The following is a 23,578-nucleotide window of genomic DNA, read 5'->3' on the forward strand; positions in this document are numbered from 1 at the left end:
GTCCCTGCTCAGCCGGCGGCTGCCCGCAGCTTCTCCAGCAGCGGGCCGGCCGCCTCGCTGAGGAAGCGGTCCTGCCCCTCGTCGCCGACCTGCACGAGCGCGACGTCGGTGAAGCCCGCCTCCCAGTAGGCCGACACGGCCTCGACGACCTTGTCGAGGTCGGGCCCGCAGGGGATCGACTCCGCGACGTCCTCGGGCCGCACGTACGTCGTCGCCCCGGCGAAGCCCGCGGGCGTCGGCAGGTCGGCGTTGACCGACCAGCCGCCACCGAACCAGCGGAACTGCTCGTGCGCACGGGCGACGGCGGCCTCCTCGTCGGGGTCCCAGCAGATCGGGATCTGGCCGATCGCCCGGGCGTCCTTGCCGACGCGCGGCGCCCCGTCGACCTCGTTCCACGTCTCCACGATCTCCGCGCTCGGCTCCACCGCGACCAGGTGGTCCGCCAGCGCTGCGAACCGGTGGATCGCCCGGTCGCCCGCCACGGCCACGCCGATGTCCACGCCCTGCTCGGGCACGTCCCAGATCCGCGCCGAGTCGACCTGGAAGAAGTCGCCGCGGTGGTCGACGAGCTCGCCGGTGTGCAGCGCCCTGATGACCTCGATCGCCTCGGCGAGCATGTCCTGCCGCTCGGCGATGGCCGGCCAGCCCTCGCCCACGACGTGCTCGTTGAGGTTCTCCCCGCTGCCCAGTCCGAGGACGAAGCGTCCCTCGGCGAGGATCTGCAGCGTCGCCGCCTTCTGGGCCACGACGGCGGGGTGGTAGCGCAGGGTCGGGCACGTCACGTAGGTCATCAGGCCCACCCGCTCGGTGGCGTGCGCCACCGCGCCGAGGGTCGTCCAGGCGTACGGCGCGTGCCCCTGCTCGGTCAGCCAGGGCGAGTAGTGGTCGCTCATCACCTCGAAGTCGAAGCCCGCCCGCTCGGCCGCGACGGCGTAGTCCACCAGCTCGCGCGGGCCGCTCTGCTCGGTCATCAGCGTGTATCCGAAACGCGTCATGCCTCGACCGTAACCAGCGCTCACCGGACGGCCACCACCCGCTCAGGTGAGCCCCCGGGCGCATGTGCGGGTCCCGCGGGGGAACTGTCCGGGCATGAGCGACGCCAAGGACACCACGAACGACGGACCCGACCAGGGCGGGCAGGTCAGCGAGCTCGCCGACATCGAGGGCGGCGGCGAGCCGATCAGCTCCGGCGACTCCGTGGCCGGTCAGCCCGACCCCCACCCGGGCGAGGTCGACGAGGGCAGGCAGGGCCCCGACGCGGTGCCCGACGACCCCACCGGGCAGCACCCCCACACCGCCGAGTGAGGCGGTGCGGTAGGACTGCTCCATGAGCAGGCCTGTCCTCGTGGTGGTGGGTGCCGGACCGGGCGTGAGCGGCTCGGTGGCCAGACGGTTCGCCGACGAGGGCCACGACGTCGCACTGCTGGGGCAGGACCAGGGCGTCCTCGACCGGCTCGTCGCCGACCTCGAGGCGCGCGGCGCCGCCGTGCAGCACGCGGTCGCCGACGTCACCGACGAGCAGGCGGCGCGCGAGGCCGTGCGCCGCTTCGGCGAGCACGCCGGCCGCATCGACGTGCTGCACTTCAACCCCAGCGCCTACCGCGAGAAGGACCCGCTGACGCTGACCGTCGACGAGCTCCTGGCAGACGTCGCCCTCGGCGTGGGCGCCCTGCTCACCGTGGTGCAGGCGGCGCGGCCCCACATGACGGCGGGCGGCCGGGTCAGCGTCACCGGGAGCATGGCCGCGGACGACCCCTGGCAGGGCGCGGCCTCGCTCGGGGTCCAGAAGGCGGGCGTGCGCAACCTCGTGCACAGCCTCGACAAGACGCTGTCGCCCGACGGCATCCGAGCCGTCTCCGTCACGGTCCGCGGCACCTTGGCCAGGCAGGGCGCGTTCACCCCCGACCGGGTGGCCGAGGCGATCTGGTCGGCGGTGACCCGCGACCCGGACCGGTGGACCAGCGAGGTCCCCTACAGCGGCTGAGGCAGCGCCACGGCACCTCCGGGCTCACGCACCGTCGAAGCCGCTGACCAGCACCCAGAAGACCAGCACGCCGACGAAGGCCGCCAGCAGGCCCCACCACGCGCCGGTGAGCGCCCGCCGCGTGGTGTCGGCACCGTCGCGCGCGAGGGCCGGCAGCCCGACGGTGACCGCCGCGCCGACGGCCGCCATCGCGAGCAGCTGCACGGGGATGATCCAGTTCTCCGTGCCCTCCCCGTCGAGGAACGACGCCGCCACCGGCAGGCTGAGCGCACCCAGGACGAGCAGGACGACGATCCCGACCGCGCGCTGGACCGACGCGGTCACTGCTCGACCCCCTCGGTCTGCTTGGCCACCAGCGTCAGCACGTCGTACGTCGCGACCGGCTCGTCGTCACCGTTGGTCACGAGCGCGTCCCAGCGCACCTCGCCGTAGTCGGCGGAGGAGCGCGGGGTGATCTGCTTGACGGTGAGGGTGACCCGGATCGAGTCGCCCGCCTTCACCGGGGTCAGGAACCGGAGGTCGTCGACGCCGAAGTTGGCGAGCACCGGGCCGGGCGCCGGGTCGACGAAGAGCCCGGCGGCCAGCGACACGATGAGGTAGCCGTGCGCGACGATGCCGCCGAAGAGCGGATTCCTCGCCGCGGCGTCGGGATCGGTGTGGGCGTAGAAGGTGTCGCCGGTGAACTCCGCGAAGTGGTCGATGTCGGCCCGGGTGACCACCCGCGGCTCGGAGGCGATGGTGTCGCCCACGCGCAGCGTCGCCAGCGAGTGGCGGAACGGGTGCTCCGGGGTCACCGTGCGCCGCGAGCCACGCGTCCACCGGCCCGTGATCGCGGTCAGCATGTCGGGGGAGGCCTGGATGGCCGTGCGCTGCATGTGGTGCAGCACGCCGCGGACGCCGCCGAGCTCCTCGCCGCCGCCGGCCCGGCCCGGCCCGCCGTGCACCAGCATCGGGAGGGGCGAGCCGTGCCCGGTGTTCTCGGGCGCGTCGTCGCGGTCGAGCACCAGGATGCGGCCGTGCCACGGCGCCAGGCCGAGCACGAGCGTGCGCGCGACGGCCGGGTCGTGCGTGACGACCGAGCCGGCGAGGGAGCCCCTGCCGCGCGCGGCCAGCGTCACCGCCTCGTCGAGGGAGTCGTACGTCAGCACCGTCGACACCGGCCCGAACGGCTCGACGTCGTGCGGCTCGACCGCGCCGGCGCGGGCACGGAGCAGGACGGGGGACATGAACGCGCCGCGCTCGGCGTCGCCGGCCACCTTCCCCTCGTCGAGGACCACGTCGCACGACGAGCGCAGCGCCTCGACGGCCTTGCGGACCTCGTCGCGCTGCGCGAGGGAGGCGAGGGGGCCCATGCGGACCGACTCGTCGCCGGGGTCGCCGACCGTCACGGTCGCCAGCCGCTGCGCGATGGCGTCGGTCACCTCGCCGGCCACCGACGCCGGCACGATCACCCGCCGGATGGCCGTGCACTTCTGACCGGCCTTCGCGGTCATCTCGGTGACGACGCCCTTGACGAACAGGTCCCACTCGGGGTCGCCGGGCGTGACGTCGGGGCCCAGCACCGAGCAGTTGAGCGAGTCGGCCTCGACCTGCAGCGAGACGCCCCCGTGCAGCACCGACGGGTGCTGGCGCAGGATCCCCGCGGTGTGGGCGGAGCCGGTGAACGCGACCGAGTCCTGCACCCCGAGGTGGTCGAGCAGGTCGCCCGCCGAGCCCGCCAGCAGCTGGAGCGAGCCCTCGGGGAGGATGCCCGACTCGACGATCCGGCGGACCACGAGCTCGGTGAGGTACGCCGTCTGGCTGGCCGGCTTGACGATCGAGGGCACCCCGGCGATGAAGGCCGGCGCCAGCTTCTCGAGCATGCCCCAGACGGGGAAGTTGAAGGCGTTGATCTGGACCGCCACGCCGGGCCGCGACGTGTAGACGTGCTGGCCGAGGAAGACCCCGGTCCGCCCGAGCTGCTCGAGGTCGCCGTCACAGACGACGGTGTCGTTCGGCAGCTCCCGGCGCCCCTTGGAGGAGTAGCTGAAGACGGTGCCGAAGCCGCCGTCGATGTCGATGAGCGAGTCGCGACGGGTGGCGCCGGTCGCGAGCGAGAGCTCGTAGAACTCCTCCTTGAGCCCGGTCAGGTGCGTGGCCAGCTCCTTGAGCAGCAGAGCGCGCTCGTGGAAGGTCAGCGAGCGGATGGCCGGTCCGCCGACGGTGCGCGCGAAGTGGGCCATCGCGCCGAGGTCGAGGCCGGCGCTGGAGATCCGGGCGACCTCCTGGCCGGTCGCCGCGTCGAGCAGCGGGTCGCCCTCGGCGGAGGAGGCGTACCACCGGCCGGCGGCATAGCTCTCGAGCAGTCGGGTCACGGCGGTTCTCCTCGGGATCGGAGCGGGCGCAGGCCGGTGTTTGCCTGCCGGGGGTGACGAGTGACACACTAATACCAGACCGATCGGTCAGTAAATGTCGTGCAGACCCCGTCGGAGGACCCATGACGCTCACGGAGACCGCGCCGGAGGAGCTCGAGCGGCAGTTCGAGGCGACCATCGCCCGGCACGACCGGATCGAGCCGCGCGACTGGATGCCGGAGGGCTACCGCAAGACCCTCGTGCGGCAGATCGCGCAGCACGCGCACAGCGAGATCATCGGCATGCAGCCCGAGGGCAACTGGATCACCCGCGCGCCGAGCCTGCGCCGCAAGGCGATCCTGCTCGCCAAGGTGCAGGACGAGGCGGGCCACGGGCTCTACCTCTACTCGGCGGCCGAGACCCTTGGGGTCTCGCGGCTCGAGCTCACCGAGCTGCTCCTCGCCGGGCGGCAGAAGTACTCCTCGATCTTCAACTACCCGACGCTGTCCTACGCCGACGTCGGCACGATCGGCTGGCTGGTCGACGGCGCCGCGATCTGCAATCAGGTACCGCTGTGCCGGACCTCCTACGGCCCCTACGGCCGGGCGATGATCCGGATCTGCAAGGAGGAGTCCTTCCACCAGCGCCAGGGCTACGAGCTCCTCACCACGATGATGCGCGGCACCGAGGAGCAGCGCGCGATGGTGCAGGAGTCGGTCGACCGGTTCTGGTGGCCCGCCCTGATGATGTTCGGACCGCCCGACGACGCCTCGCCCAACACCGCCCAGTCGATGGCCTGGGGCATCAAGCGCCACACCAACGACGAGCTGCGCCAGAAGTTCGTCGACATGTCCGTCCCGCAGGCGGAGGCCCTCGGCGTGACCCTCCCCGACCCCGAGCTGAGGTGGAACGAGGAGCGCGGGCACCACGACTTCGGCCAGCCGGACTGGGACGAGTTCATGGAGGGCGTGAAGGGCAACGGTCCCTGCAACGCCGAGCGGATCGCGCACCGGCGGCGCGCCCACGAAGAGGGGGCGTGGGTGCGTGAGGCCGCCACGGCGTACGCCGCTCGGCAGGCGGGAGGCGCGCGATGAGCGAGCTCTCCGCCGAGGGCGGGCACGGCGCCGTGCCGCTGCAGGGCGTCTCGACGGGCGAGGGCGTCTCGCCGCCGGAGCCGGAGTGGCCCCTCTACGAGGTGTTCGTCCGGGGCAAGCGCGGCCTCAACCACGTCCACGTCGGGTCGCTGCACGCCGCCGACGACCGGATGGCCCTGCTGCACGCTCGCGACGTCTACACCCGCCGCAGCGAGGGCGTGAGCATCTGGGTGGTCCGCGCCGACGCGATCACCGCCTCCAGCCCCGACGAGAAGGACCCGATGTTCGCGCCCAGCGGCGACAAGGTCTACCGGCACCCGACCTTCTACGACATCCCCGACCACGTCCCCCACATGTGACTCCACCCCGCGAGGCTGCGATGAACTCCCGTACCGAGAGACCCGCCGACGACGAGCACGACAGCGCCTACTCCGGCCTGCTGGTCAACGACGCCCACTGGGCGTTCGGCGCCGCCCCCGTTCCCGAGGGGCACGGCGAGGACCCGCTGGCGGGCCTCGACACGACCGTCCCCGCCGGCGTCGACGCGCCCACGCTCGCGACGTACGCCCTGATGCTGGGCGACGACGCACTCGTGATGTCGCACCGGATCGCGGAGTGGACCAGCAACGCCCCCGACCTCGAGGACGACATCGCGCTGTCCAACATCGCGCTCGACCTGCTCGGCCAGGCGCGGCTCCTGCTGGCGCGCGCGGCCAGGGCCGACGCCTCGGTCGTGCCCGTGCTGCCGGAGGGCTCGCCGGCACCGCCCGAGGACGCGCTGGCGTACTTCCGCGAGGCCCACGAACTGCGCAACGTGCGCCTCGCCGAGGTCGTCAACGGCGACTTCGCCGAGGCGACGGTCCGGATCCTGCTCTTCTCGGTGTGGCGGCTCGCCACCTGGGAGCGACTCCGCTCCAGCGCCGACCACGTCCTGGCCGCCGTGGCCGCGAAGGGCGTCAAGGAGCTCGCCTACCACCGGGACTACGCCGCCCGCTGGTTCGTCACGCTGGCGCAGGGCACCCCGGAGTCGCGGCGCCGGCTGCTGGCGGCGCTCGACGCGCTGTGGCCGCTGTGGCCCGAGCTGTTCGACACCCACCCGGTCGAGGCCGCCGCCGCGGAGTCCGGTGTGGGGGTGGACCCCGCAGCGGTGCGCGACGCGGCCGAGGCGGTCCTCGACCAGGTGCTCGACGCCGCCGACGTGCCCCGGCCCTCCGCGCCGCGCCGCGCGGGCGTGCTCGGACGCACCGGACGCGACGGGATGCACGGCGAGGCCCTGGGCCGGATGCTCGCCGAGATGCAGTCCGTCGCGCGCGCGCACCCGAGGGGCCTGTGGTGAGGCTCGGCACGCCCGCCCGTGCCGCCCGGGCCACTCGACCACCGAGGCGGCAGGCGACCTCGGCCCGGTCCGTCGCAGCCGGCGTGACCGACCCCGAGCTGCCGATGCTCACCCTCGCCGACCTCGGGGTGTTGCGCGGCGTCGAGGTGGTGGATGACTCCCACGTCGTCGTCGAAATCACCCCGACCTACTCCGGGTGCCCGGCCATGGCGGCGATGCGCGACGACCTCGTCCGGGCGCTCACCGGCGCCGGCTTCGAGCAGGTCGAGGTGCGGATCAGCCTGCACCCCGCCTGGACCACCGACTGGATCACGCCGGCGGGGCGGGCGGCACTCGCTGCGGCGGGCATCTCGCCCCCGGGGCCCGCGCCGTCGGCCGACGGGCCGATCCCGCTCACCCTGCTGCCCACCGCCCGCCAGGTCCGGTGCCCCCAGTGCGACTCACCCGCCACCGAGCTGGTCTCGGAGTTCGGCTCGACGGCGTGCAAGGCGCAGTACCGCTGCACGTCCTGCCTGGAGCCGTTCGACCACGTCAAGGAGATCTGAGCGACATGGCCGCCCCGACCTTCCACGAGCTGACCGTCCGCGCCGTGGAGCCGCTCACCGACGACTCGGCCGCGGTCACCTTCGACGTGCCCGACGACCTGCGCGAGCTGTTCGCCTTCGCGCCGGGGGAGTCGCTGACCCTGCGCCGCGTGGTCGACGGCGTGGAGCACCGCCGCAGCTACTCGATCTGCGCCCCCGCCGGAGCCGCCCCGCGCATCGGCGTGCGCGAGGTCCCGGGCGGCATGTTCTCGTCGTGGCTGATCCGCGAGGTCGCGCCCGGGGAGACGATCGAGGTCGCCGCGCCCGCCGGCGGCTTCCGCGCCGACCCGGCGAGCCCCGGTCGGCACCTCTGCATCGCCGCGGGGTCGGGCATCACCCCGATGCTGTCCATCGCGGCGTCCGTCCTGGCGAACCCCGAGAGCAGCGTCACGATGCTCTACGGCAACCGCGAGACGACGTCGGTGATGTTCGCCGAGGAGCTCAGCGACCTCAAGGACCTCCACGGACCACGCTTCGACCTCGTCCACGTGCTGTCCCGCGAGCCGCGCGACGTCGAGCTGTTCTCCGGCCGGCTCGACGCCGACCGCCTCCGGCGGCTGCTGACGCTCAAGGTGCCGCTCCCGGCCGTCGACCACGTGTGGCTCTGCGGCCCGCTCGGACTGGTCGAGGACGCGCGAGCCCTGCTCGCCGAGCTCGGCGTCCCGGCCGAGAAGGTCCACTTCGAGCTGTTCTTCGTCGACGCGCCGCCACCGCAGCTGCGGCACGCCGACCGCGTCGTGGAGGGCGTGACCAGCGACGTCACGGTCGTGCTCGACGGACGTGCGACCACCACGCCGATGCCCCGCGCGACGACGCTCCTCGACTCCGCCCAGGCCGTGCGCAGCGACCTGCCCTTCGCCTGCAAGGGGGGCGTGTGCGGCACCTGCCGCGCGAAGGTCGTCGAGGGTGAGGTCGAGATGGTGCGCAACTACGCCCTCGAGCCCGACGAGGTCGAGCAGCAGTTCGTGCTGACCTGCCAGTCCTACCCGGTCAGCGACACGGTGACGGTCGACTTCGACGCCTGACGCGCCGCGGGGTCGCCCTGACCGGCTCGGAGACCTTCCCTCCGTCGCTGGGGATGACTAGCGTGGGGAGGTCCCGTACGCGTCAAGGAGGTGCGTGGTGAGGATGCGTTGGCTGTCCCTGCTGGTGGCGCTGCTGCTCGCCGTGACGCTCGGTCCGGCGCCCGGCCGGGCCACGTCCGGGCCCGCGGACCGGCCCCGGTCGTCCGCTCCGCCGACCCCCGTCCTCGTCGCCGTGCGGGCGGCTCACCGCGACGGCGTCGACCACGTGGTCTTCGAGTTCCGCGGCGGCCTGCCCGAGTCGCGGCAGGTCGGCTACGTCCGTCGTCTGTTCGCCGACGGGTCCGGTCGCCGCGTGCGCGTCGCCGGCCGGGCCCTCCTCCGGGTGCGCTTCGAGCCGGCCCAGGCGCACACCGACGACGGCTCGCCGACCGCGGCGCCCCGCCGGGTCGCGTACGCCCTGCCCAACGTCATGACCGCCGTCCGCGCGGGCGACTTCGAGGCGGTCACGACGTACGGCCTCGGGCTGGCGAGACGCACGCCGGTGCGGGTGACGACCCTGCAGGCGCCGCCGCGGGTCGTCGTGGAGGTCGGGGCCGGGTTCGCCACCGTGCGGCGCAAGGTGTGGTTCCTCGACCGCGACCGCTTCGCCGACGGGCGGGAGCCCTACTTCGTCCCCGTCCGGCGCCCGGTCGTGCCGGGTGCACCCGCCACCGGCCTGATGGACCGCCTCTTCGCCGGCCCGCTGCCGGGGGAGCGGGCGCGGGGCCTGCGCCTGCTGCGCTCGGGCGCGACGGGGTACGACGACCTGACGGTCGCGGGCGGCGTGGCCGACCTGCGGCTCACGGGCCGCTGCCGCAGCGGCGGCGCCACGGTGAGCATCGCCGGCGAGGTGCTGCCGACCCTCAAGCAGCTCCCGACGGTCGACCGTGTCGTGCTGCGCGACGCGGCCGGGAGCACGCTCGACCCCGACGGACCGGGCGACTCGACACCGGCGTGCCTCGAGCCCTGAGGCCGCCGGCGGTCAGGTGCTGTGCCGCACCAGGCCGTCGAACGCCAGGGTGGTGACGGTGTCGGCGAGCGCCTCCACGTCGCTGCCGTCGCGGAGCCACTCGGTCATCGAGTTGACCATCCCGAAGAGCAGCCGACTGGCCAGCAGCGGGTCGACGTCGGCGCGGATCGCGCCGGTGTCGGCGGCCTCGCGCACCATCTCGGCCAGCCGGTGGTCGATGTCGCGACGACGCGCGAGGGCGTTCTGCTCGGCGGGGGTGTTGCCGCGCACCCGCAGCAGCAGCGTGACCGCCGGCAGGTGGTGCGCGAGGACGACGACGCTGCTGCGCACCGCCGCACGCAGGCGCTCCTCGGGCGTGTGGGACCGGTCGGCGTGCACCGCGTCGAGCGCGGCCGTCAGCTCGTCGAGCGCCTCGTCGAGCGCCCGCTCGAGGAGGTGCTCCTTGCTGGGCACGTGGTGGTAGATCGCCGACTTGGTCAGGCCCAGCTCCCGAGCGAGGTCGCCCATGCTCGTGGCGTCGTAGCCCTGCCGGTTGAACAGCGCGATCGCGACGCGCAGGACGGTCTCCTGGTCGTGCCCGGGCCGGCCCCGGCGCGCGCGCTCCGACATGGGTGAACGCTCTCACGACCCGCTGCGGATCGGCGCGACGCCGGGCGCGCCGGGTGCGGGGAGTTACCGGCAACGCCGTGCGGGGGCTACAGTGGTCGCAGCGTCCAGACGCCGTGCCCCACTGACCACCCCAGGTCCACCGGCCACCGCCCCCTGACGCCCGCACCAAACCTCCACGCCGTGGTGTGCAGGTCAGCGCCGACCCAGGCTCGCCTGCTCCGCGACGCGTACCCAGTCCGGGAGGACACCTTGGCCCAGCGCCAGCGTCAACGCGGCAACCGCCGTGCCCCTGCGCACGCCCGCCACAAGGACAACGAGGGCATCGTCCCCGTGCTGGCCCGCGCCGTGCGCGAGCTGGAGTCCGCCGTGCAGCGGGGTCCTCTCGCCCCCGGGCAGCGGATGCGCTTCCAGGTCGTCGCCCTGCTGGCGCGCGAGCACCGCACCGACGTCCGCGCCTCCACCGAGCTCACCGAGGCGCAGAAGGCCGACGAGCTCAAGCGCCTCGACGGGATCGCGACGATCCTCGCCAAGACCGCGACCCGCGACCCCTCCCTCTTCGGACTGCTGTCGGAGGAGGCCGTCGTCACCGACAGCGCCCGCGAGCTGCGCCTGGAGATGCTGCGCAAGGCCGGCATCGAGGCCGCGCCGGAGGAGCCGAAGCCCGAGGACGAGTCGGGTCCCGGGCTCGCCGAGCGTCGCGTCGTCCCGCGGTCGGTCCTGCAGCACCAGCTGGCCAACCCCTTCCTCAAGCCCGACTTCGAGATCGGCCGCGAGCGCCGCAGCGTGCACGGCCGGCTGGCCAGCTGGGAGCTGCTCGGCCCGCTGTTCCGCTCCTTCGAGCTCGGCGGCGCGTCCTCCTGCATGGACCTGCCGGAGGCCACCTCGCTCAACGCCCCGGGCAAGCTCGAGCTCATGCCCCACCAGGCGCGGCTGATCGCCGCCGCGGCGGAGGGCCACCGCACGTTCCTGCTGGCCGACGAGCCGGGGCTCGGCAAGACCGCCCAGGCGCTGCTCGCCGCGCAGGCGGCCAACGCCTACCCGCTGCTCGTCGTGTGCCCGAACGTCGTCAAGACCAACTGGGCGCGCGAGACGGAGCGGTGGACGCCGCGCCGCCGCGCGACCGTGATCCACGGCGACGGCGACCGGGTCGACGCCTTCGCCGACGTCATCGTGGTCAACTACGAGATCCTCGACCGCCACGTCGGCTGGCTGAGCACCTTCGGCTTCCGCGGCATGGTCGTCGACGAGGCGCACTTCATCAAGAACAAGACCTCGCAGCGCTCGCGCCACGTGCTCGAGCTGTCGGAGCGGCTCCGCGCGCGCACCGCCCGGCCGCTGCTGATGGCGCTGACCGGCACGCCGCTGATCAACGACATCGAGGACTTCCGCGCGATCTGGCAGTTCCTCGGCTGGATCGACGACACCAAGCCGCTGGCCCGCCTGATGGAGGCGCTGGAGGAGACCGACCTGACGCCGGCCGACCCGCCGTTCTACCCGGCGGCCCGCAAGGCGGTCATCGACATGGGCATCGTCCGGCGCCGCAAGGTCGATGTCGCCGAGGACATCCCGGCCCGGCGCATCGCCGACATCCCGGTCGAGCTCGACGACGAGGACACCCGCTCCATCCGCGCCGCCGAGGAGGACCTCGCCCGCCGGCTCGTCCAGCGCTACAAGGCCGCTCTGGAGACCCGTCGTACGGGCTCGGTGGTCGACGGCATCGACCACGAGCTCGTCCGGCGCGTGGCGACGTGGGAGCGCGAGGAGATGGACCAGGGCACCGGCGGGGAGAACGTCTTCTCGATGTTCCGCCGCATCGGCCGCGCCAAGGCCGGCCTCGCCGCCGACTACGCCGCCCAGCTGGCGCGCAACGTCGGCAAGGTCGTGTTCTTCGCCCGGCACGTCGACGTCATGGACATCGCGGAGGAGACCTTCACCCGACGCGGGCTCAAGCACACCTCCATCCGCGGCGACCAGTCGGCGAAGGCCCGCGAGAAGGCGATCGAGTCCTTCGTCAACGACTCGGACGTCCAGGTCATCGTCTGCTCGCTGGCCGCTGCCGGCGTCGGCGTCAACCTGCAGGTCGCCTCCAACGTCGTGCTCTCCGAGCTCTCGTGGACCGATGCCGAGCAGACGCAGGCGATCGACCGCGTGCACCGCATCGGCCAGAGCGACCCGGTCACCGCGTGGCGGATCATCGCCGCGCAGACGATCGACACCCGCATCGCCGAGCTCATCGACTCCAAGGCCGGCCTCGCCGCACGGGCGCTCGACGGCTCCGACGAGGAGGTGTCGTCCTCGGCCAACATCCAGACCGAGGCCCTCGTCGCGCTGCTCACCGACGCGCTGGAGCGGGAGCTCGGCTGAGCCTGCCCCCGGCGCCGGTAGTCCACCGGGAAAGGGCTGTCCGGGGGCGGTCCTGACGACCGTTTCCCGGTGGACTACCTGAAGGTGGCGGGAGAGGGCAGTGCAGGTCACACGGCCGGCCCGACGGCACTCGTTCAGTGGCCCGTCTTCAGTGGCCCGTCTTCAGTGGCTCGTCGTCAGTGGCTCGTCACACCACGCCGCGACTGCAGCCTCGGCGCGATCCAGCGGTCCGCGACCAGGCCGGTGACGAAGGAGTACAGCGTCTTGTGCGCCAGGTCGACGCGCCGCTCCGGGCCGGGCCACGACGCCGGCGGCGCGCCGACGCCGGTCGCGTTCTCCACGGTCTGGTCGAAGGCGAGCCTGACGACGGTGTGGGTCGCGTTGGCGTGGCTCCCGCGGATGCCGATGGCCGCCCACACGCCTCGCAGCGCCCCGAGGAGGGCGCCGGTGCCCCAGTGCATCGCGTGGTTCCACGTCGCGGGTGTGTCGCGGTCCGACGGCTCCCGGCCCAGCAGGGTGAGCAGCGCACGGGCCGGGACGTAGGAGCTCGGCCGGTGGGTGACGGCTTGCTCGAGCTTCTCCGCGACCGTCATCGCGGCCACGCCCACCAGGCCGGCCGCGGCCCCTCGCGCGGCCGCAGCGCGCAACGTCGAGTTCCGGTCCGATGTCCCCGCGTGGCGCGTCATGGACCACCGTGCCCAGGAACGGCGGGGGTGATGCCCCCGAGCCGCCGGCCACCTCCGCAGCCCCCGCAGAGGCCACCCGGCGACCTCAGGCCATCCGCTTCATCATCCCGGTCGGCAGCCGCTTGACCACGAACCCGAGCGGGCCCCAGGGCCAGGCGGGGACGCGGGCGGAGGCCTTCTCCTTCTCGATGGCCTCGACCATCGCCCGCACGCCCTTCTCGGTGGAGGTCACCAGGGGCGTCCGCGCCGAGGTGCCCGACATCTCCGAGACGATGTAGCCGGGGTAGAGCACGGTGACCTTGATGCCGGTGCCGTGGACGTCGGCGCGGAACCCCTCGGCCAGGTGCGCGACGGCCGCCTTCGAGGCGGCGTACGTCGTGATGTTGCCGGGCATCCCGCGCAGCGCCGAGAAGCTGGAGACCATCACCAGGTGGCCGCGGCCCTGGCGGCGGAAGATCGCGGCGGCCGCCTCGGTCTGGGCCAGCGCCCCGAGGAAGTTCGTCTCGGCCGTCTGCTTGTTGGCGTCGAACCGGCCGGTGCCGAGGGGCTGTCCCTTGCCGAGCCCGGCGTTGACGACGACCCGGTCGAGGCCGCCGAGCTCGGCGGCGAACTCCTCGAAGGTCCCGAAGACGGCCTCGTGGTCCGTGACGTCCAGCGCCTTGACGAGGACGCGTACGCCCGGGTGGGCCGCGCCGATCTCGGCGCGCAGGTCGTCGAGGCGGTCGGTGCGCCGCGCGCAGAGCGCCAGGTCGTGGCCCAGCGCCGCGAACTGCCGCGCCATCTCGGCGCCCAGGCCGCTGCTGGCCCCGGTGATGAGGATCCGTGCCATGGGGGGCTCCTAGCGGTAGGTGAGGAGGTCGGGGGAGAGGTGGTCGTGGGCGTTGAACGAGACGAGCGTCGTGCCACGCGAGCCGCGGACGACCGTGGAGGTGCCGGTGTTCACCGAGACCGGATTCAGCCTCAGCCACAGGTCGGTGCGGGCGGGGGACGAGTCGGCCAGCAGGGCGGCCGCCACCCACGCCACCGGTCCGCCACTGCTGAGCACGACCGCCGTCCCGCGGGGCGGCAGCGCCGCGACCAGCCGGTCCATGGCCGCTGCGACCCGCGCGGTGAAGGCGGCGAAGGACTCGTCGTAGGCGTCGTCGTGCTCGCCGGAGGTCCACCGCAGCGTCGCCTCCTCGAACCACCGCTGGAAGGCGGCCTTCTCCGACTCGCCGTCGACCGTGGACGGCGAGTCGTGGACGCTGAGCACCTGGAGGTGGTCGAACTCGTTCCAGCCCGCGTCCACCTCGACGTCGCTCGCCCACCCCGCCCCCTCCAGCACGTCGGCGGCGGTCTGCCCGTGGCGGCGCATCTCGCCGGCCACGACCATGTCGGCGCGGACGCCGCGCGCGGCGAGGGCGGCGCCGAGCACGCGGGACTGCTCGTGCCCGGTGGGGGAGAGGTCGTCGTAGTCGGCGGCCCCGAACGAGGCCTGTCCGTGCCGCACCAGCAGGATGCGGCTCACGACCGGGTCAGCCCGTCGAGGCGCCTGCCGACGATCTGCACGGCGGCCCCGAAGAGCGAGTACATCTCGTTGGTCGTCTGCCCGTGGAACCAGCGGTAGTAGATCTGCTGGGCGATGACGGCCATCCGGAACAGCCCGAACACCTCGTAGAACCGCCACTGGTCGGGCGTGACCGTCCGGCCGGTCCGCTCGGCGTACGCCGCCACGAACTCGTCGCGGGTGAGCATCCCCGGGAGGTGCGTGGGCACGCGGCGCATCATCTGGACGTCCTCCGGGTCGTCGGCCTGCACCCAGTAGGCCATCGAGCCGGCGAGGTCCATGAGCGGGTCGCCGAGGGTGGCCATCTCCCAGTCGAGGACCCCGACGACGGTGGTCACGTCGTCGGCGTCGAGCACCAGGTTGTCGAGCTTGAAGTCGTTGTGGATGACGCAGGTCGCGACGTCGTCGGGCTGGTGCTCGTCGAGCCACGCCATGACCGGCTCGAGGTCGGGCACGTCGTCGGTGCGGGCGGCACGGTAGCGCGTCGACCAGCCCTCGACCTGCCGGCGCACGTAGCCGAGCCCCTTGCCCAGGTCGGCCAGCCCGGCCGCGTGCGGATCGATGCCGTGCAGCTCGGCCAGGACGTCGACGGCGGCCAGGCACAGGGCGCGCGCCTGCTCGGGTGGCAGCGGCACCTCGGCGGGCCACTCGCTGCGCGGGATCACGCCGGGAACCCGGTCCATCGCGTAGAAGTCGGCACCGATCACGTCGGGGTCGTCGCAGAAGGCCACCATCGGCGCGACGTAGTCGAAGACCGGCGCCAGGGCCGACTGGATGACGTACTCGCGGTGCATGTCGTGCGCGCCGCGGGCCTTCGTGCCGCGAGGCGCCCGGCGCAGGACGAGGTCGCGTCCCGAGGGGTAGCGCAGCAGGAACGTGAGGTTGGACGCGCCGCCGGTGAACTGCCGGACCTCGGGCTCGCCGTCCAGGCCCTCGGGCGTGGCGGCGTTGTCGCGGATCCACGCGGCGACCCGGGCGACGTCGAAGGCGTCCTCCTCCCGCACCTCCCGGGCGCCCGGCACCCCGCTCACGAGCCGGCCGCCCGGAGCTTCGCCGCCTGCTCGCGCATGATCACGTCGTAGGCCGGTCGGTCCGCCCACTTGAGGAAGTACGCCTGGCGCGCCGCCTCGTCGGGCACGATCACGTCCTCCCCGGCGTCGATGCCGGCGAGCACCGCGGCCGCGACGTCGTCGGCGGTGACCTCGGAGCGCTCGACCAGCCCGGCGACGAGCCGGCCGACCGCCTCGTCGCTGCCCCGCATCGAGTCCATCAGGTTGGTGCGGAAGTAGGACGGGCACACCACGCTCGCCCGGATGCCGTACGACGCCAGCTCGTGGCCGCACGTCTCCGTGAACGCCACCACCGCGGCCTTCGTGGCGTTGTAGGAGCCCATCCCGCCCGGGTGCACGAGGCCGGCGAGCGAGGCGACGTTGACCAGGTGCCCGGAGCGCTGCTCCTTGAGCACCGGCACGAACGCCCTCGTCCCGCGGACCAGTCCGAACAGGTTGACGTCGGTGATCCACTGCCACTCCTCGAGCGTGCAGCGGTCCACGCGGCCGCCGCCGGCCACGCCGGCGTTGTTGACCAGGACGTCGAGGCCGCCCCACCGCTCGCGGACGGCCTCCACCGCGGCGGCCCAGTCGGCGTCGGAGGTGATGTCGAGGACGAGGTCGATGCCCTCGGCGGCCACCCGGTCGGTCGCGAGCACCTCGTCGCCACGAGCGCGGAACGCCGCGACCAGCGCGGCACCGAGGCCCGAGGCGGCGCCCGTGACGAGCACGCGGCGGCTCACGAGACGTACTTCCCGAGCTCGATCTTGGCCACGACGTTGCGGTGCACCTCGTCGGGTCCGTCGGCCAGCCGCAGCGTGCGGGCCCCGACCCAGGCCGCGGCGAGGGGGAAGTCGTCGGACATCCCGGCGCCGCCGTGCAGCTGGATGGCGGTGTCGATGACGTCGAGGGCCATGTTGGGGACCTCGACCTTGATCTCGCTGACCGCCGAGTACGCCTCGCGGCTCATCCCCTGGTCGAGCAGCCACGCGGCGTGCATGACCAGCAGGCGGGAGCGATTGATCGCGATGCGCGCGTCGGCGATGCGCTCCCGGTTGCCGCCGAGGTTGGCGATGGGCTTGCCGAACGCGGTGCGCGAGGTGGCCCGCGCGCACGCGAGCTCGAGCGCCCGCTCCGCGAGCCCGACGGCCCGCATGCAGTGGTGGACCCGACCGGGGCCGAGCCGGCCCTGTGCGATCTCGAACGCGCGACCCGGCCCGAGCAGGACGTTCGAGAGCGGGACGCGCACGTCGTCGAACGACACCTCGCCGTGGCCCAGCGGCTCGTCGTGGTAGCCCATGGTGGTGAGCATCCGCTCGACCCGCACGCCGGGGGTGTCGCGGGGGACCAGGACCATGGTGTGCCGCGAGTGCCGGTCGGCGTCGGGGTCGGAGAGCCCCATGAAGACCAGCACCTCGCAGTCCGGGTTGCCGACGCCGGTGGACCACCACTTGCGGCCGTTGATGACGACCTCGTCGCCCTCGACGCGGGCGGTGGCGGCCATGTTGGTGGCGTCGGAGGACGCGACCTCCGGCTCGGTCATGCAGAAGGCGCTGCGGATCTCCGCCCGCAGCAGCGGCTCGAGCCAGCGCTCGCGCTGCTCGTCGGTGCCGTACCGGAGCAGCACCTCCATGTTGCCGGTGTCGGGAGCGTTGCAGTTGAAGACGAGGGGGGCGAGGAACGACCGGCCCATCGCCTCGGCCACGGGCGCGTAGTCGACGTTGGAGAGGCCCTCGCCGCCGTCGGTCCCGAAGTCGGCGGCGTAGCGGCCGGCGTGCTCGGCCGGCAGGAACAGGTTCCACAGGCCCCGGGCACGGGCCTTGGCCTGCAGCTCGGCGATGACGGGGTGGGGCGTCCAGTGGTCCCCTCCGGACTCGCGCAGCTCGGTCGTCCGACGATGCACCTCTGCCTCGACGGGCTCGACCTCGTCGGCGACGAACGCGCGCACGCGGTCGCGGAGGTCCGCTGCGCGGGGGGAGAGGGAGAAGTCCATGGATTGACCTTGGCACACTGTTGAGCAATGCTCAACAGCGTGGCCGACCCCGCCGAGCGCGATCCCGTACGCCGGCGCCTGAGCGCGCAGGAGCGTCGTCGGCAGCTCGTGGGGATCGGGCTCGCCAAGATCGTCGAGAAGCCCATCCAGGACCTCTCGATGGACGACATCGCGACCGAGGCGGGGATCTCCCGCGGTCTGCTCTTTCACTACTTCCCGACGAAGACGGACTTCTACCTCGCCTGCATCGCCGCCGCGGGACGCCGGATGCTGCGCACCACCGCGCCGGACCCGGACGCGCCCGGGGAGGTGCAGGTCGAGACGGTCACCCGGCTGATGATCGAGCAGATCGACCGGCGGCGTGACTTCTACCTCGCGCTCGTGCACGGCCACGGCGTCGCCGACCCGCGGGTCAGCGAGGTGGTGGACTCCGTGCGCGAGGGCAGCACCGAGCGCGTGGTGGCGGCGCTCGGGGTCCCGGAGCGCCAGCGCGAGGTCGTCCGGGCGTGGTGGGCCTACACCGAGGACCGGGCGCTCACCTGGTCGGCGGTGCCGACCGGCGAGCGCCCGGTCCCGGTGTCGCAGCTGGTGCGGGAGTGCGTCGCCGCCCTCCACGCACTGCTGCGGATCAGCGCCTGAGCACCATGGGCGCTCAGCCCTTGGTGACGCGGCCCTTCACGGCGAAGCGGAGCCGGTCGTCGAGCGGCTTGCCGCCGCACGCCAGCACGGTGTCGCGGTCGCACCGGTAGCGCGTCGAGCCGTTGACCAGGGTGACCGAGACGGCACCGACGGAGCGGTTGTCGAAGGAGACCTTGGTGCCGCCGTCGCCCCCGCGGCCGAGCCGGACCAGCTTGACCTGGCGCCTGCCGTCGACGCGGTGGACGACGACCACGGCCGACGGCGACGTGCGCTTGGCCGGTCCGCTGACCCGCAGCGCGAGCTTCCACCTGCGGCCGTCGAGGCCGGTGCCGGGAACGTAGAGGTAGGACGCGGAGGCCAGGTGGTGGATGCGCGTCGCGAACCGCTTGGACCGCTTCCGCTTGCTGAGCGCCTTGCCGGCGAAGATCCGGCCGCCGGCGTACCCGGCGCCCTCGGGGAAGTTGGCGGCCGGCGTCAGGTTGCCGGCGGCGTACGTGGCGTAGTTCTTCCGGAGCCCGCCCTTGCCGCGCAGCACGCGGTCGATCGCCTGGAGGCTGTACTTGTTGCCGTCGCCCTTGAGCGTGCCCGCCTGCTTCCACGCCTTGTTGACGATCCTCGTGCCGTAGCGCGAGGAGAGGTACTCCCAGAACACCCAGTTGCCGTACTGGAAGCCGTTGGTCTGGCTGAAGGCGTCGAGCGGGATCTGGGGGGCGTAGATCTGGCTGACCGGGAGGTACTGGCGGTTGTCGTTGACGTGGGAGGCGATGCGCTCCTCCATCCAGGTCGCCGTGGACTCCAGCATCCACGGGTCCTCGGCGTAGTCGTAGGCGTACTGGACGGCGTGGAAGAACTCGTGCCCGGCGGTGACGACCAGGTTGTCGAGGGGCGTCCCGTTGGGGAACTGCGAGGCCGCGAAGTCGTTGTCGAGCACGCAGTAGCCGGAGGCCGTGCGCTTCTTCGCGCGGCGCTCGCCGGCGCAGAAGCCGTAGAGGTCGCCACCGAGGTCCTTGAGGTAGACGTCGAAGAGCGAGCTGCCACCCCTGGCGCCGTCACGCACGGGAGCGCGGTAGCCCATCTGGTCGACGATCGTCGACCACACGGAGTCCATCGTCGCGAGGTTCTGCGCCGGCCAGTCCGGCGACGGCGGGGCGTCGGTGCCGGTGGGGACGTAGTGCACGCACAGGCGGGTGTTGCAGACCGGCGGTGCCTCCGCGACGGTGTAGCCGAACCCCTGGGGGTCGCTGACGCCGTCGGTCGGGCGGGCGAGGAGGGCGTCGGCGCGGCGGCGCTCGGTGCCGCGCAGCTCCGACTTCTTCATCCACAGGTCGCGCAGCACGAGCGTGGCGGAGGGGTCCGTGGGACGGGCGTCGCCGGCGAGCACGCGGCGCGCGGTGGCGAGCGTCTCGGACGCGGTCGGGTCGACCTGCTCCTCCAGCGAGGGCAGCGCGGGCAGCGCCGGCTCGGCCGAGCGCTCGAGGAGGGCCTCGGGGTCGAGCCCCCGGGACTCCCGCAGGGCCGGACGGTCGTTGTCGGCAGCGACGGACGGAGCGGCCAGAGCCGTCCCGCCCACCAGTGCGATGGCCACTGCGGTGGTGACGATTCTGCGCATGGTTCCCCTCGTGTCGGTCGTGTCGTGGCTGACCCTAACCCGGCCGTGCGACGCCGCGGCGTCCGACGAGCGACTACAGGTCGGCGATGTGCTCGATGATGGCGGTGGTAGAGATCGCCGGGGTCCGCGGCAGGTAGACCACCTCGCACACGTCGGACAGCTCGTCGAACCTGCCGGCCCAGTCGTCGCCCATCACGAGGACGTCGGCGCCGTGCTCGAGGACGTAGTCCCGCTTCTGCTCCAGGCTCTCCTCGACGAACACCTCGTCGACCACCTTGAGCGCTCCCACGATCGCGAGCCGCTCGCGCTGGCTGAAGATCGGGGCCCGGCCCTTCTTGCTCTCGTTGAGCGCGTCGGCGGAGACGCCGACGACCAGCCGGTCGCCCAGCTCGGCGGCGCGCTCGAGCACCCGCAGGTGTCCGACATGGAACACGTCGAACGTGCCGAAGGTGATGACGGTGCGAGGCATGCGCGGCATTCTGGCACGCGGGGCTTGTGCGGGTTGGGAGAGGATGGCGCGCATGGCCGCCACGACCACAGGGAGCACGCCGTCCCTCTCGCTCATCACCCCCGACCCCGGCGCCGACGAGGCCCGCCGCCGGGGTCTGCGCCGGATGCGCACGGTGGCGGTCGGGCTGCTGCTGCTCGCGGCGTGCGTGTACGTCGCCACCCTGGGGCGCGACGGCTTCTGGGGGTTCGTCAACGCGGGCGCCGAGGCGTCGATGGTCGGTGCGATCGCCGACTGGTTCGCGGTGACCGCGCTGTTCAAGCACCCGCTCGGGCTGCCCGTCCCGCACACGGCGCTGGTGCCGAAGCGCAAGGACGAGCTGGGCAAGGGCCTCGAGGAGTTCGTGGGCGAGAACTTCCTGCAGGAGGAGGTCGTCCGCGACCGCGTCCGCGCGGCGAGGATCTCCGCGCGGATGGGCGGCTGGCTGGCCGACCCCGCCAACGCCCGCCGGGTGGTCGACGAGGCCTCGGACGTCGCCGCGATCGCGCTCGGCAAGGTCCGCGACGAGCACGTCGCCGACCTGGTCACCCAGGCGCTGGTGCCGCGCTTCCGCGAGGAGCCCATCGCGCCGCTGCTGGGCTCGACGCTCATGGAGGTGCTGCGCGACGACCTGCACCACGGCCTCGTCGACCTCGCGCTCGACGAGATGCACCGCTGGCTGCTGGAGAACCCCGAGACGTTCTCGCAGGTGCTGGAGGAGCGGGCGCCGTGGTGGGCCCCGCCGCGGCTGAACGAGGCCGTGACCTCGCGGCTGCACGTGCAGGCGCTCGCGTGGGTGGAGGACATCCGCGACGACCCTCGTCACCGCGCCCGCGAGGCCCTCGACTCGATGCTGGGCCAGCTCGCGCACGACCTGCTCAACGACCAGCCGACCCGCGACCGAGCCGAGGCCCTGAAGAACCGGCTGCTCGACCACCCCCAGGTCGTCACCACCGCCATCTCGCTGTGGAAGGCGATGCGCGCCGCGCTGCTCACCTCGATCCGGGACCGCGAGGGTGCGGTGCGCCAGCGGCTGCTGGCCGAGCTCAACGCCTTCTCGCAGCGGCTGCGCGAGGACGCCGCCCTTCGCGACCGGCTGGACCGGGCAGCGGCCGACCTGACGGTCTTCGTGGTCGAGCGCTACGGCGCCGAGGTCACCACGGTGATCACCTCGACCATCGAGCGCTGGGACGGCAAGGAGGCCGCACGGCGCATCGAGCTGCACGTGGGCCGCGACCTGCAGTTCATCCGCATCAACGGCACGATCGTCGGCGGACTGGTCGGCGTGCTGATCCACGCGGTCACCCTGCTGACCGGGTGACCGGGCGCCACACCAGGCATCGTCCTCAGCGTCGGCAGGGCTTCATGACCGGCATGACGCGCGTCGCGCTCTGCCTCGCGTGGGCGTACGCGTCGTCGAAGTGCGCGAGGTACTGGTCGTGCAGCCAGCGGTTGCCCACGAGGCGCACCATCACCTCGTCGTTGTAGAGCAGTCCGCCGCAGGTGGTGTTCGACGTGCCGGTGACGACGAGGTGGGTCTTCCTCCCGCGGTAGCGCGCGTGCACCACCAGCATCTTGTCGTGGGTCAGCGCCGTGCGGACGCGGGCGTCGGGGATGTCCCCGGCGGGGAGCGCCTGCTGGAGCCAGTTCTCGACCGTGTCGCGGGAGGTCACGATGCGCACCCGGCACCCGGACCTGGACAGCCGGGCGAGCCGGTCGCGCACGTCGGCGCGCTGGATGACGGCGAACATGGCCGAGACGTCGCGGGCCCCGCGCGTGCACGAGACGTCTCGCAACGTGTCGAGCAGCAGGTCGCTGCGGTTGGGGTAGACGGCGGCGGTCAGCGGACCGCGCCTCCACACCTTGCGGCGGTCGTTCCAGCGCTCGCCCCCCACGCGCAGGCTCTGGGCGGCGAGCCGGTCGAAGTACGCCACTCCGAAGCCGTGCAGGGCGGGGTCGTCGATCTTGAGGAACGAGTTGTACTGGCGGTACTGCCGGTCCTCGAGGTTCGCGGACGAGGTGACGAACGACTGCACCCCGCCGATGTCGGTGACGTAGAACTTCAGGTGCTGGACGTCCTGGCTGTCCGGGTACGGCCCGGGCGCGCGCCACGGCAGGCACGCCCCCCGGCAGACGGTGACGTTGCGGCGGGCGGGGTCCTGCTCCTCGATCACCCGCAGCAGCCGTCGTCCGTGCCGGTTGAGCCGCAGGTCGTCGTCGCCGACGAGCAGCACGACGGCGCCGCGCCGCTGCGCCGCGATCAGCGCGTCGGTCGGCGGGGCGATGTCCCAGCGGAACATCGCCACACGGATGGTGTCGCCGGGGCCGGCGGTGTCGAAGAGCCGGCTCGGGCGGTCGAGCACGGTCGGGTCGTTCGGAACCGTGGGCGGGGAGGTGAAGCACGTCTCGATCCCGGCCTGCGCCCAGCACCCCGACCTTCCCGCCCGCTCGCGGGGCGCGCGCTCGGCGTCGGCCGGCGAGGCCAGGGCCAGCACCGGCAGCAGCAAACAGAGCGCGGCGGCGGACCGGAACCAGCGTGAGGTGCGCACGGACGCCTACCCTAGAGATGTGCCCCCGAGCAGTGAACCCGTCGACGTCCCGATCCGTGACGAGTCGATCCGGCTCGGCCAGTTCCTCAAGCTCGCGAACCTCGTCGAGAGCGGCGCGGAGGCCAAGCCGGTGATCGCCGACGGCGCGGTCACGGTCAACGGCGAGGTCGAGACGCGCCGGGGCCGCCAGCTCGTCCCCGGTGACGTGGTCACGCTGGGCGGGCTGGCGGCCCGGGTCGCCACGGGCGAGGCCGAGGTCGACGTCCCCTGGTGAGGCGGCGGTGGCCGGCAGGCCCGCCCGCGACGACCGGCACCGCCGCCCCCGGGGTGCGGATCAGCGGACCTCGAGCAGGTCCACCACGAAGATCAGCGTCTCACCGGGCTTGATGACGCCACCGGCGCCGCGGTCGCCGTAGCCGAGGTGCGGCGGGATCACGAGCCGCCGGCGGCCGCCGACCCTCATGCCCTGCACGCCGGTGTCCCACCCGGAGATCACCTGACCGATGCCGAGGCGGAACTGCAGCGGGGTGCCGCGGTTGTAGGACGCGTCGAACTCCTCGCCCGTGGAGTGGGCGACGCCCACGTAGTGGACCGAGACGGTCGAGCCGGACGTGGCCTCGGCCCCCTCGCCCTCGACGAGGTCGGTCACCTCCAGGTCGGCGGGCACCTCGCCCATGTGCGG

General features: G+C 73.1%; 26 protein-coding genes. 12 read left to right on the forward strand and 14 right to left on the reverse strand.

All coding sequences use genetic code 11. From position 1 onward, the window contains the following. Nucleotides 1-8 precede the first annotated feature (8 nt). On the reverse strand, nucleotides 9-995 hold the full coding sequence (locus J3P32_RS13860; protein WP_210440375.1) for an LLM class F420-dependent oxidoreductase: 987 nt from the start codon (nucleotides 993-995) through the stop codon (nucleotides 9-11). 94 nt (nucleotides 996-1,089) lie between these two features. Here J3P32_RS13860 and J3P32_RS13865 point away from each other — a divergent pair, with 94 nt between their 5' ends. Both J3P32_RS13865 and J3P32_RS13870 read left to right on the forward strand, forming a co-directional pair. Next, complete coding sequence (locus J3P32_RS13865) at nucleotides 1,090-1,305, forward strand: hypothetical protein (protein WP_210440376.1); 216 nt, start codon at nucleotides 1,090-1,092, stop codon at nucleotides 1,303-1,305. Nucleotides 1,306-1,327: 22 nt separating this feature from the next. Next, nucleotides 1,328-1,984: an SDR family oxidoreductase gene (locus J3P32_RS13870; protein ID WP_210440377.1), complete on the forward strand. Its 657-nt coding sequence runs from the start codon at nucleotides 1,328-1,330 to the stop codon at nucleotides 1,982-1,984. A gap of 24 nt (nucleotides 1,985-2,008) precedes the next feature. Here the strand turns inward: J3P32_RS13870 and J3P32_RS13875 are convergent, their stop codons facing one another. Both J3P32_RS13875 and paaZ read right to left on the reverse strand, forming a co-directional pair. Next, complete coding sequence (locus tag J3P32_RS13875; protein ID WP_210440378.1) at nucleotides 2,009-2,308, reverse strand: hypothetical protein; 300 nt, start codon at nucleotides 2,306-2,308, stop codon at nucleotides 2,009-2,011. Next, a complete protein-coding gene (gene paaZ / locus J3P32_RS13880) occupies nucleotides 2,305-4,338 on the reverse strand; it encodes a phenylacetic acid degradation bifunctional protein PaaZ (protein WP_307861701.1) in 2,034 nt (677 codons plus the stop codon). Before paaZ ends, J3P32_RS13875 begins: the two co-directional genes overlap by 4 nt. Before the next feature lie 122 nt (nucleotides 4,339-4,460). Between paaZ and paaA the strand changes: the two genes are divergently transcribed. From paaA to J3P32_RS13910, 6 genes are all read left to right on the forward strand, one after another. Continuing rightward, nucleotides 4,461-5,411: a 1,2-phenylacetyl-CoA epoxidase subunit PaaA gene (paaA, locus tag J3P32_RS13885; protein WP_210440379.1), complete on the forward strand. Its 951-nt coding sequence runs from the start codon at nucleotides 4,461-4,463 to the stop codon at nucleotides 5,409-5,411. Then, nucleotides 5,408-5,770, forward strand: a complete 363-nt coding sequence (gene paaB / locus J3P32_RS13890; RefSeq protein WP_210440380.1) for a 1,2-phenylacetyl-CoA epoxidase subunit PaaB — start codon at nucleotides 5,408-5,410, stop codon at nucleotides 5,768-5,770. Before paaA ends, paaB begins: the two co-directional genes overlap by 4 nt. Before the next feature lie 20 nt (nucleotides 5,771-5,790). Continuing rightward, the gene (gene paaC / locus J3P32_RS13895) at nucleotides 5,791-6,747 is read left to right on the forward strand and encodes a 1,2-phenylacetyl-CoA epoxidase subunit PaaC (RefSeq protein ID WP_210440381.1); all 957 of its coding nucleotides are present in this window, start codon (nucleotides 5,791-5,793) and stop codon (nucleotides 6,745-6,747) included. Nucleotides 6,748-6,830: 83 nt separating this feature from the next. After that, nucleotides 6,831-7,292, forward strand: coding sequence for a 1,2-phenylacetyl-CoA epoxidase subunit PaaD (gene paaD, locus J3P32_RS13900; protein ID WP_307861702.1), 462 nt, complete (start codon nucleotides 6,831-6,833; stop codon nucleotides 7,290-7,292). Between the two features lie 5 nt (nucleotides 7,293-7,297). Further along, nucleotides 7,298-8,356, forward strand: coding sequence for a 1,2-phenylacetyl-CoA epoxidase subunit PaaE (gene paaE, locus J3P32_RS13905; protein WP_210440382.1), 1,059 nt, complete (start codon nucleotides 7,298-7,300; stop codon nucleotides 8,354-8,356). A 103-nt stretch (nucleotides 8,357-8,459) separates the two neighbouring features. After that, the gene (locus J3P32_RS13910) at nucleotides 8,460-9,365 is read left to right on the forward strand and encodes an AMIN-like domain-containing (lipo)protein (RefSeq protein ID WP_455430094.1); all 906 of its coding nucleotides are present in this window, start codon (nucleotides 8,460-8,462) and stop codon (nucleotides 9,363-9,365) included. A 12-nt stretch (nucleotides 9,366-9,377) separates the two neighbouring features. Here J3P32_RS13910 and J3P32_RS13915 read toward each other — a convergent pair whose 3' ends face one another. Continuing rightward, nucleotides 9,378-9,974, reverse strand: coding sequence for a TetR/AcrR family transcriptional regulator (locus J3P32_RS13915; RefSeq protein WP_210440384.1), 597 nt, complete (start codon nucleotides 9,972-9,974; stop codon nucleotides 9,378-9,380). Nucleotides 9,975-10,223: 249 nt separating this feature from the next. Between J3P32_RS13915 and J3P32_RS13920 the strand changes: the two genes are divergently transcribed. Beyond that, nucleotides 10,224-12,338, forward strand: a complete 2,115-nt coding sequence (locus tag J3P32_RS13920; protein WP_210440385.1) for a DEAD/DEAH box helicase — start codon at nucleotides 10,224-10,226, stop codon at nucleotides 12,336-12,338. A 176-nt stretch (nucleotides 12,339-12,514) separates the two neighbouring features. Here J3P32_RS13920 and J3P32_RS13925 read toward each other — a convergent pair whose 3' ends face one another. From J3P32_RS13925 to J3P32_RS13950, 6 genes are all read right to left on the reverse strand, one after another. Next, nucleotides 12,515-13,024 (reverse strand): hypothetical protein, encoded by a 510-nt coding sequence (locus J3P32_RS13925; RefSeq protein ID WP_210440386.1) that lies wholly within the window; start codon nucleotides 13,022-13,024, stop codon nucleotides 12,515-12,517. 85 nt (nucleotides 13,025-13,109) lie between these two features. Further along, the gene (locus J3P32_RS13930) at nucleotides 13,110-13,853 is read right to left on the reverse strand and encodes an SDR family oxidoreductase (RefSeq protein WP_210440387.1); all 744 of its coding nucleotides are present in this window, start codon (nucleotides 13,851-13,853) and stop codon (nucleotides 13,110-13,112) included. Between the two features lie 9 nt (nucleotides 13,854-13,862). Beyond that, nucleotides 13,863-14,531 (reverse strand): histidine phosphatase family protein, encoded by a 669-nt coding sequence (locus tag J3P32_RS13935; protein ID WP_210440388.1) that lies wholly within the window; start codon nucleotides 14,529-14,531, stop codon nucleotides 13,863-13,865. Further along, nucleotides 14,528-15,601 (reverse strand): phosphotransferase family protein, encoded by a 1,074-nt coding sequence (locus J3P32_RS13940; protein WP_210440389.1) that lies wholly within the window; start codon nucleotides 15,599-15,601, stop codon nucleotides 14,528-14,530. Before J3P32_RS13940 ends, J3P32_RS13935 begins: the two co-directional genes overlap by 4 nt. Then, the gene (locus J3P32_RS13945) at nucleotides 15,598-16,362 is read right to left on the reverse strand and encodes an SDR family NAD(P)-dependent oxidoreductase (RefSeq protein WP_210440390.1); all 765 of its coding nucleotides are present in this window, start codon (nucleotides 16,360-16,362) and stop codon (nucleotides 15,598-15,600) included. The genes J3P32_RS13940 and J3P32_RS13945 overlap by 4 nt, the downstream gene beginning before the upstream one ends. After that, nucleotides 16,359-17,612: an acyl-CoA dehydrogenase family protein gene (locus J3P32_RS13950; RefSeq protein ID WP_210440391.1), complete on the reverse strand. Its 1,254-nt coding sequence runs from the start codon at nucleotides 17,610-17,612 to the stop codon at nucleotides 16,359-16,361. The genes J3P32_RS13945 and J3P32_RS13950 overlap by 4 nt, the downstream gene beginning before the upstream one ends. A gap of 27 nt (nucleotides 17,613-17,639) precedes the next feature. Between J3P32_RS13950 and J3P32_RS13955 the strand changes: the two genes are divergently transcribed. Further along, entirely contained in the window at nucleotides 17,640-18,251 is a 612-nt protein-coding gene (locus J3P32_RS13955) for a TetR/AcrR family transcriptional regulator (protein WP_210440392.1), read from the forward strand. Nucleotides 18,252-18,264: 13 nt separating this feature from the next. Here the strand turns inward: J3P32_RS13955 and J3P32_RS13960 are convergent, their stop codons facing one another. Both J3P32_RS13960 and J3P32_RS13965 read right to left on the reverse strand, forming a co-directional pair. Further along, nucleotides 18,265-19,860 carry an MXAN_6640 family putative metalloprotease gene (locus tag J3P32_RS13960; RefSeq protein ID WP_210440393.1) on the reverse strand — a complete coding sequence of 532 codons (1,596 nt, stop codon included), beginning with the start codon at nucleotides 19,858-19,860 and terminating at the stop codon, nucleotides 18,265-18,267. Between the two features lie 73 nt (nucleotides 19,861-19,933). Then, nucleotides 19,934-20,329, reverse strand: a complete 396-nt coding sequence (locus J3P32_RS13965; RefSeq protein WP_210440394.1) for an adenylyltransferase/cytidyltransferase family protein — start codon at nucleotides 20,327-20,329, stop codon at nucleotides 19,934-19,936. A 52-nt stretch (nucleotides 20,330-20,381) separates the two neighbouring features. Here J3P32_RS13965 and J3P32_RS13970 point away from each other — a divergent pair, with 52 nt between their 5' ends. Beyond that, nucleotides 20,382-21,668 (forward strand): DUF445 domain-containing protein, encoded by a 1,287-nt coding sequence (locus tag J3P32_RS13970; RefSeq protein ID WP_246850126.1) that lies wholly within the window; start codon nucleotides 20,382-20,384, stop codon nucleotides 21,666-21,668. A gap of 25 nt (nucleotides 21,669-21,693) precedes the next feature. On the opposite strand, the gene J3P32_RS18560 is transcribed toward J3P32_RS13970, so the two are convergent. Beyond that, nucleotides 21,694-22,896, reverse strand: coding sequence for a phospholipase D-like domain-containing protein (locus tag J3P32_RS18560; protein ID WP_210440396.1), 1,203 nt, complete (start codon nucleotides 22,894-22,896; stop codon nucleotides 21,694-21,696). 19 nt (nucleotides 22,897-22,915) lie between these two features. Between J3P32_RS18560 and J3P32_RS13980 the strand changes: the two genes are divergently transcribed. After that, nucleotides 22,916-23,170, forward strand: coding sequence for an RNA-binding S4 domain-containing protein (locus J3P32_RS13980; RefSeq protein ID WP_374222521.1), 255 nt, complete (start codon nucleotides 22,916-22,918; stop codon nucleotides 23,168-23,170). A gap of 60 nt (nucleotides 23,171-23,230) precedes the next feature. Here J3P32_RS13980 and J3P32_RS13985 read toward each other — a convergent pair whose 3' ends face one another. Beyond that, nucleotides 23,231-23,572: an FKBP-type peptidyl-prolyl cis-trans isomerase gene (locus J3P32_RS13985; protein WP_455430095.1), complete on the reverse strand. Its 342-nt coding sequence runs from the start codon at nucleotides 23,570-23,572 to the stop codon at nucleotides 23,231-23,233. Nucleotides 23,573-23,578: the final 6 nt, after the last annotated feature.

The organism is Nocardioides xinjiangensis (assembly GCF_017916385.1).
In the GTDB taxonomy this organism is placed as follows: domain Bacteria; phylum Actinomycetota; class Actinomycetes; order Propionibacteriales; family Nocardioidaceae; genus Nocardioides; species Nocardioides xinjiangensis.

Coding starts and splice junctions, on each gene's coding strand:
- J3P32_RS13870 (WP_210440377.1), top strand. CDS start 1,328: ATGAGCAGGCCTGTCCTCGTGGTGGTGGGTGCCGGACCGGGCGTGAGC.
- J3P32_RS13960 (WP_210440393.1), bottom strand. CDS start 19,860: ATGCGCAGAATCGTCACCACCGCAGTGGCCATCGCACTGGTGGGCGGG.
- paaB (WP_210440380.1), top strand. CDS start 5,408: ATGAGCGAGCTCTCCGCCGAGGGCGGGCACGGCGCCGTGCCGCTGCAG.
- J3P32_RS13925 (WP_210440386.1), bottom strand. CDS start 13,024: ATGACGCGCCACGCGGGGACATCGGACCGGAACTCGACGTTGCGCGCT.
- J3P32_RS13970 (WP_246850126.1), top strand. CDS start 20,382: ATGGCCGCCACGACCACAGGGAGCACGCCGTCCCTCTCGCTCATCACC.
- J3P32_RS13950 (WP_210440391.1), bottom strand. CDS start 17,612: ATGGACTTCTCCCTCTCCCCCCGCGCAGCGGACCTCCGCGACCGCGTG.
- paaC (WP_210440381.1), top strand. CDS start 5,791: ATGAACTCCCGTACCGAGAGACCCGCCGACGACGAGCACGACAGCGCC.
- J3P32_RS13865 (WP_210440376.1), top strand. CDS start 1,090: ATGAGCGACGCCAAGGACACCACGAACGACGGACCCGACCAGGGCGGG.
- J3P32_RS13930 (WP_210440387.1), bottom strand. CDS start 13,853: ATGGCACGGATCCTCATCACCGGGGCCAGCAGCGGCCTGGGCGCCGAG.
- J3P32_RS13915 (WP_210440384.1), bottom strand. CDS start 9,974: ATGTCGGAGCGCGCGCGCCGGGGCCGGCCCGGGCACGACCAGGAGACC.
- J3P32_RS13910 (WP_455430094.1), top strand. CDS start 8,460: ATGCGTTGGCTGTCCCTGCTGGTGGCGCTGCTGCTCGCCGTGACGCTC.
- paaE (WP_210440382.1), top strand. CDS start 7,298: ATGGCCGCCCCGACCTTCCACGAGCTGACCGTCCGCGCCGTGGAGCCG.
- J3P32_RS13985 (WP_455430095.1), bottom strand. CDS start 23,572: ATGGGCGAGGTGCCCGCCGACCTGGAGGTGACCGACCTCGTCGAGGGC.
- J3P32_RS13965 (WP_210440394.1), bottom strand. CDS start 20,329: ATGCCTCGCACCGTCATCACCTTCGGCACGTTCGACGTGTTCCATGTC.
- J3P32_RS13860 (WP_210440375.1), bottom strand. CDS start 995: ATGACGCGTTTCGGATACACGCTGATGACCGAGCAGAGCGGCCCGCGC.
- paaA (WP_210440379.1), top strand. CDS start 4,461: ATGACGCTCACGGAGACCGCGCCGGAGGAGCTCGAGCGGCAGTTCGAG.
- J3P32_RS13955 (WP_210440392.1), top strand. CDS start 17,640: ATGCTCAACAGCGTGGCCGACCCCGCCGAGCGCGATCCCGTACGCCGG.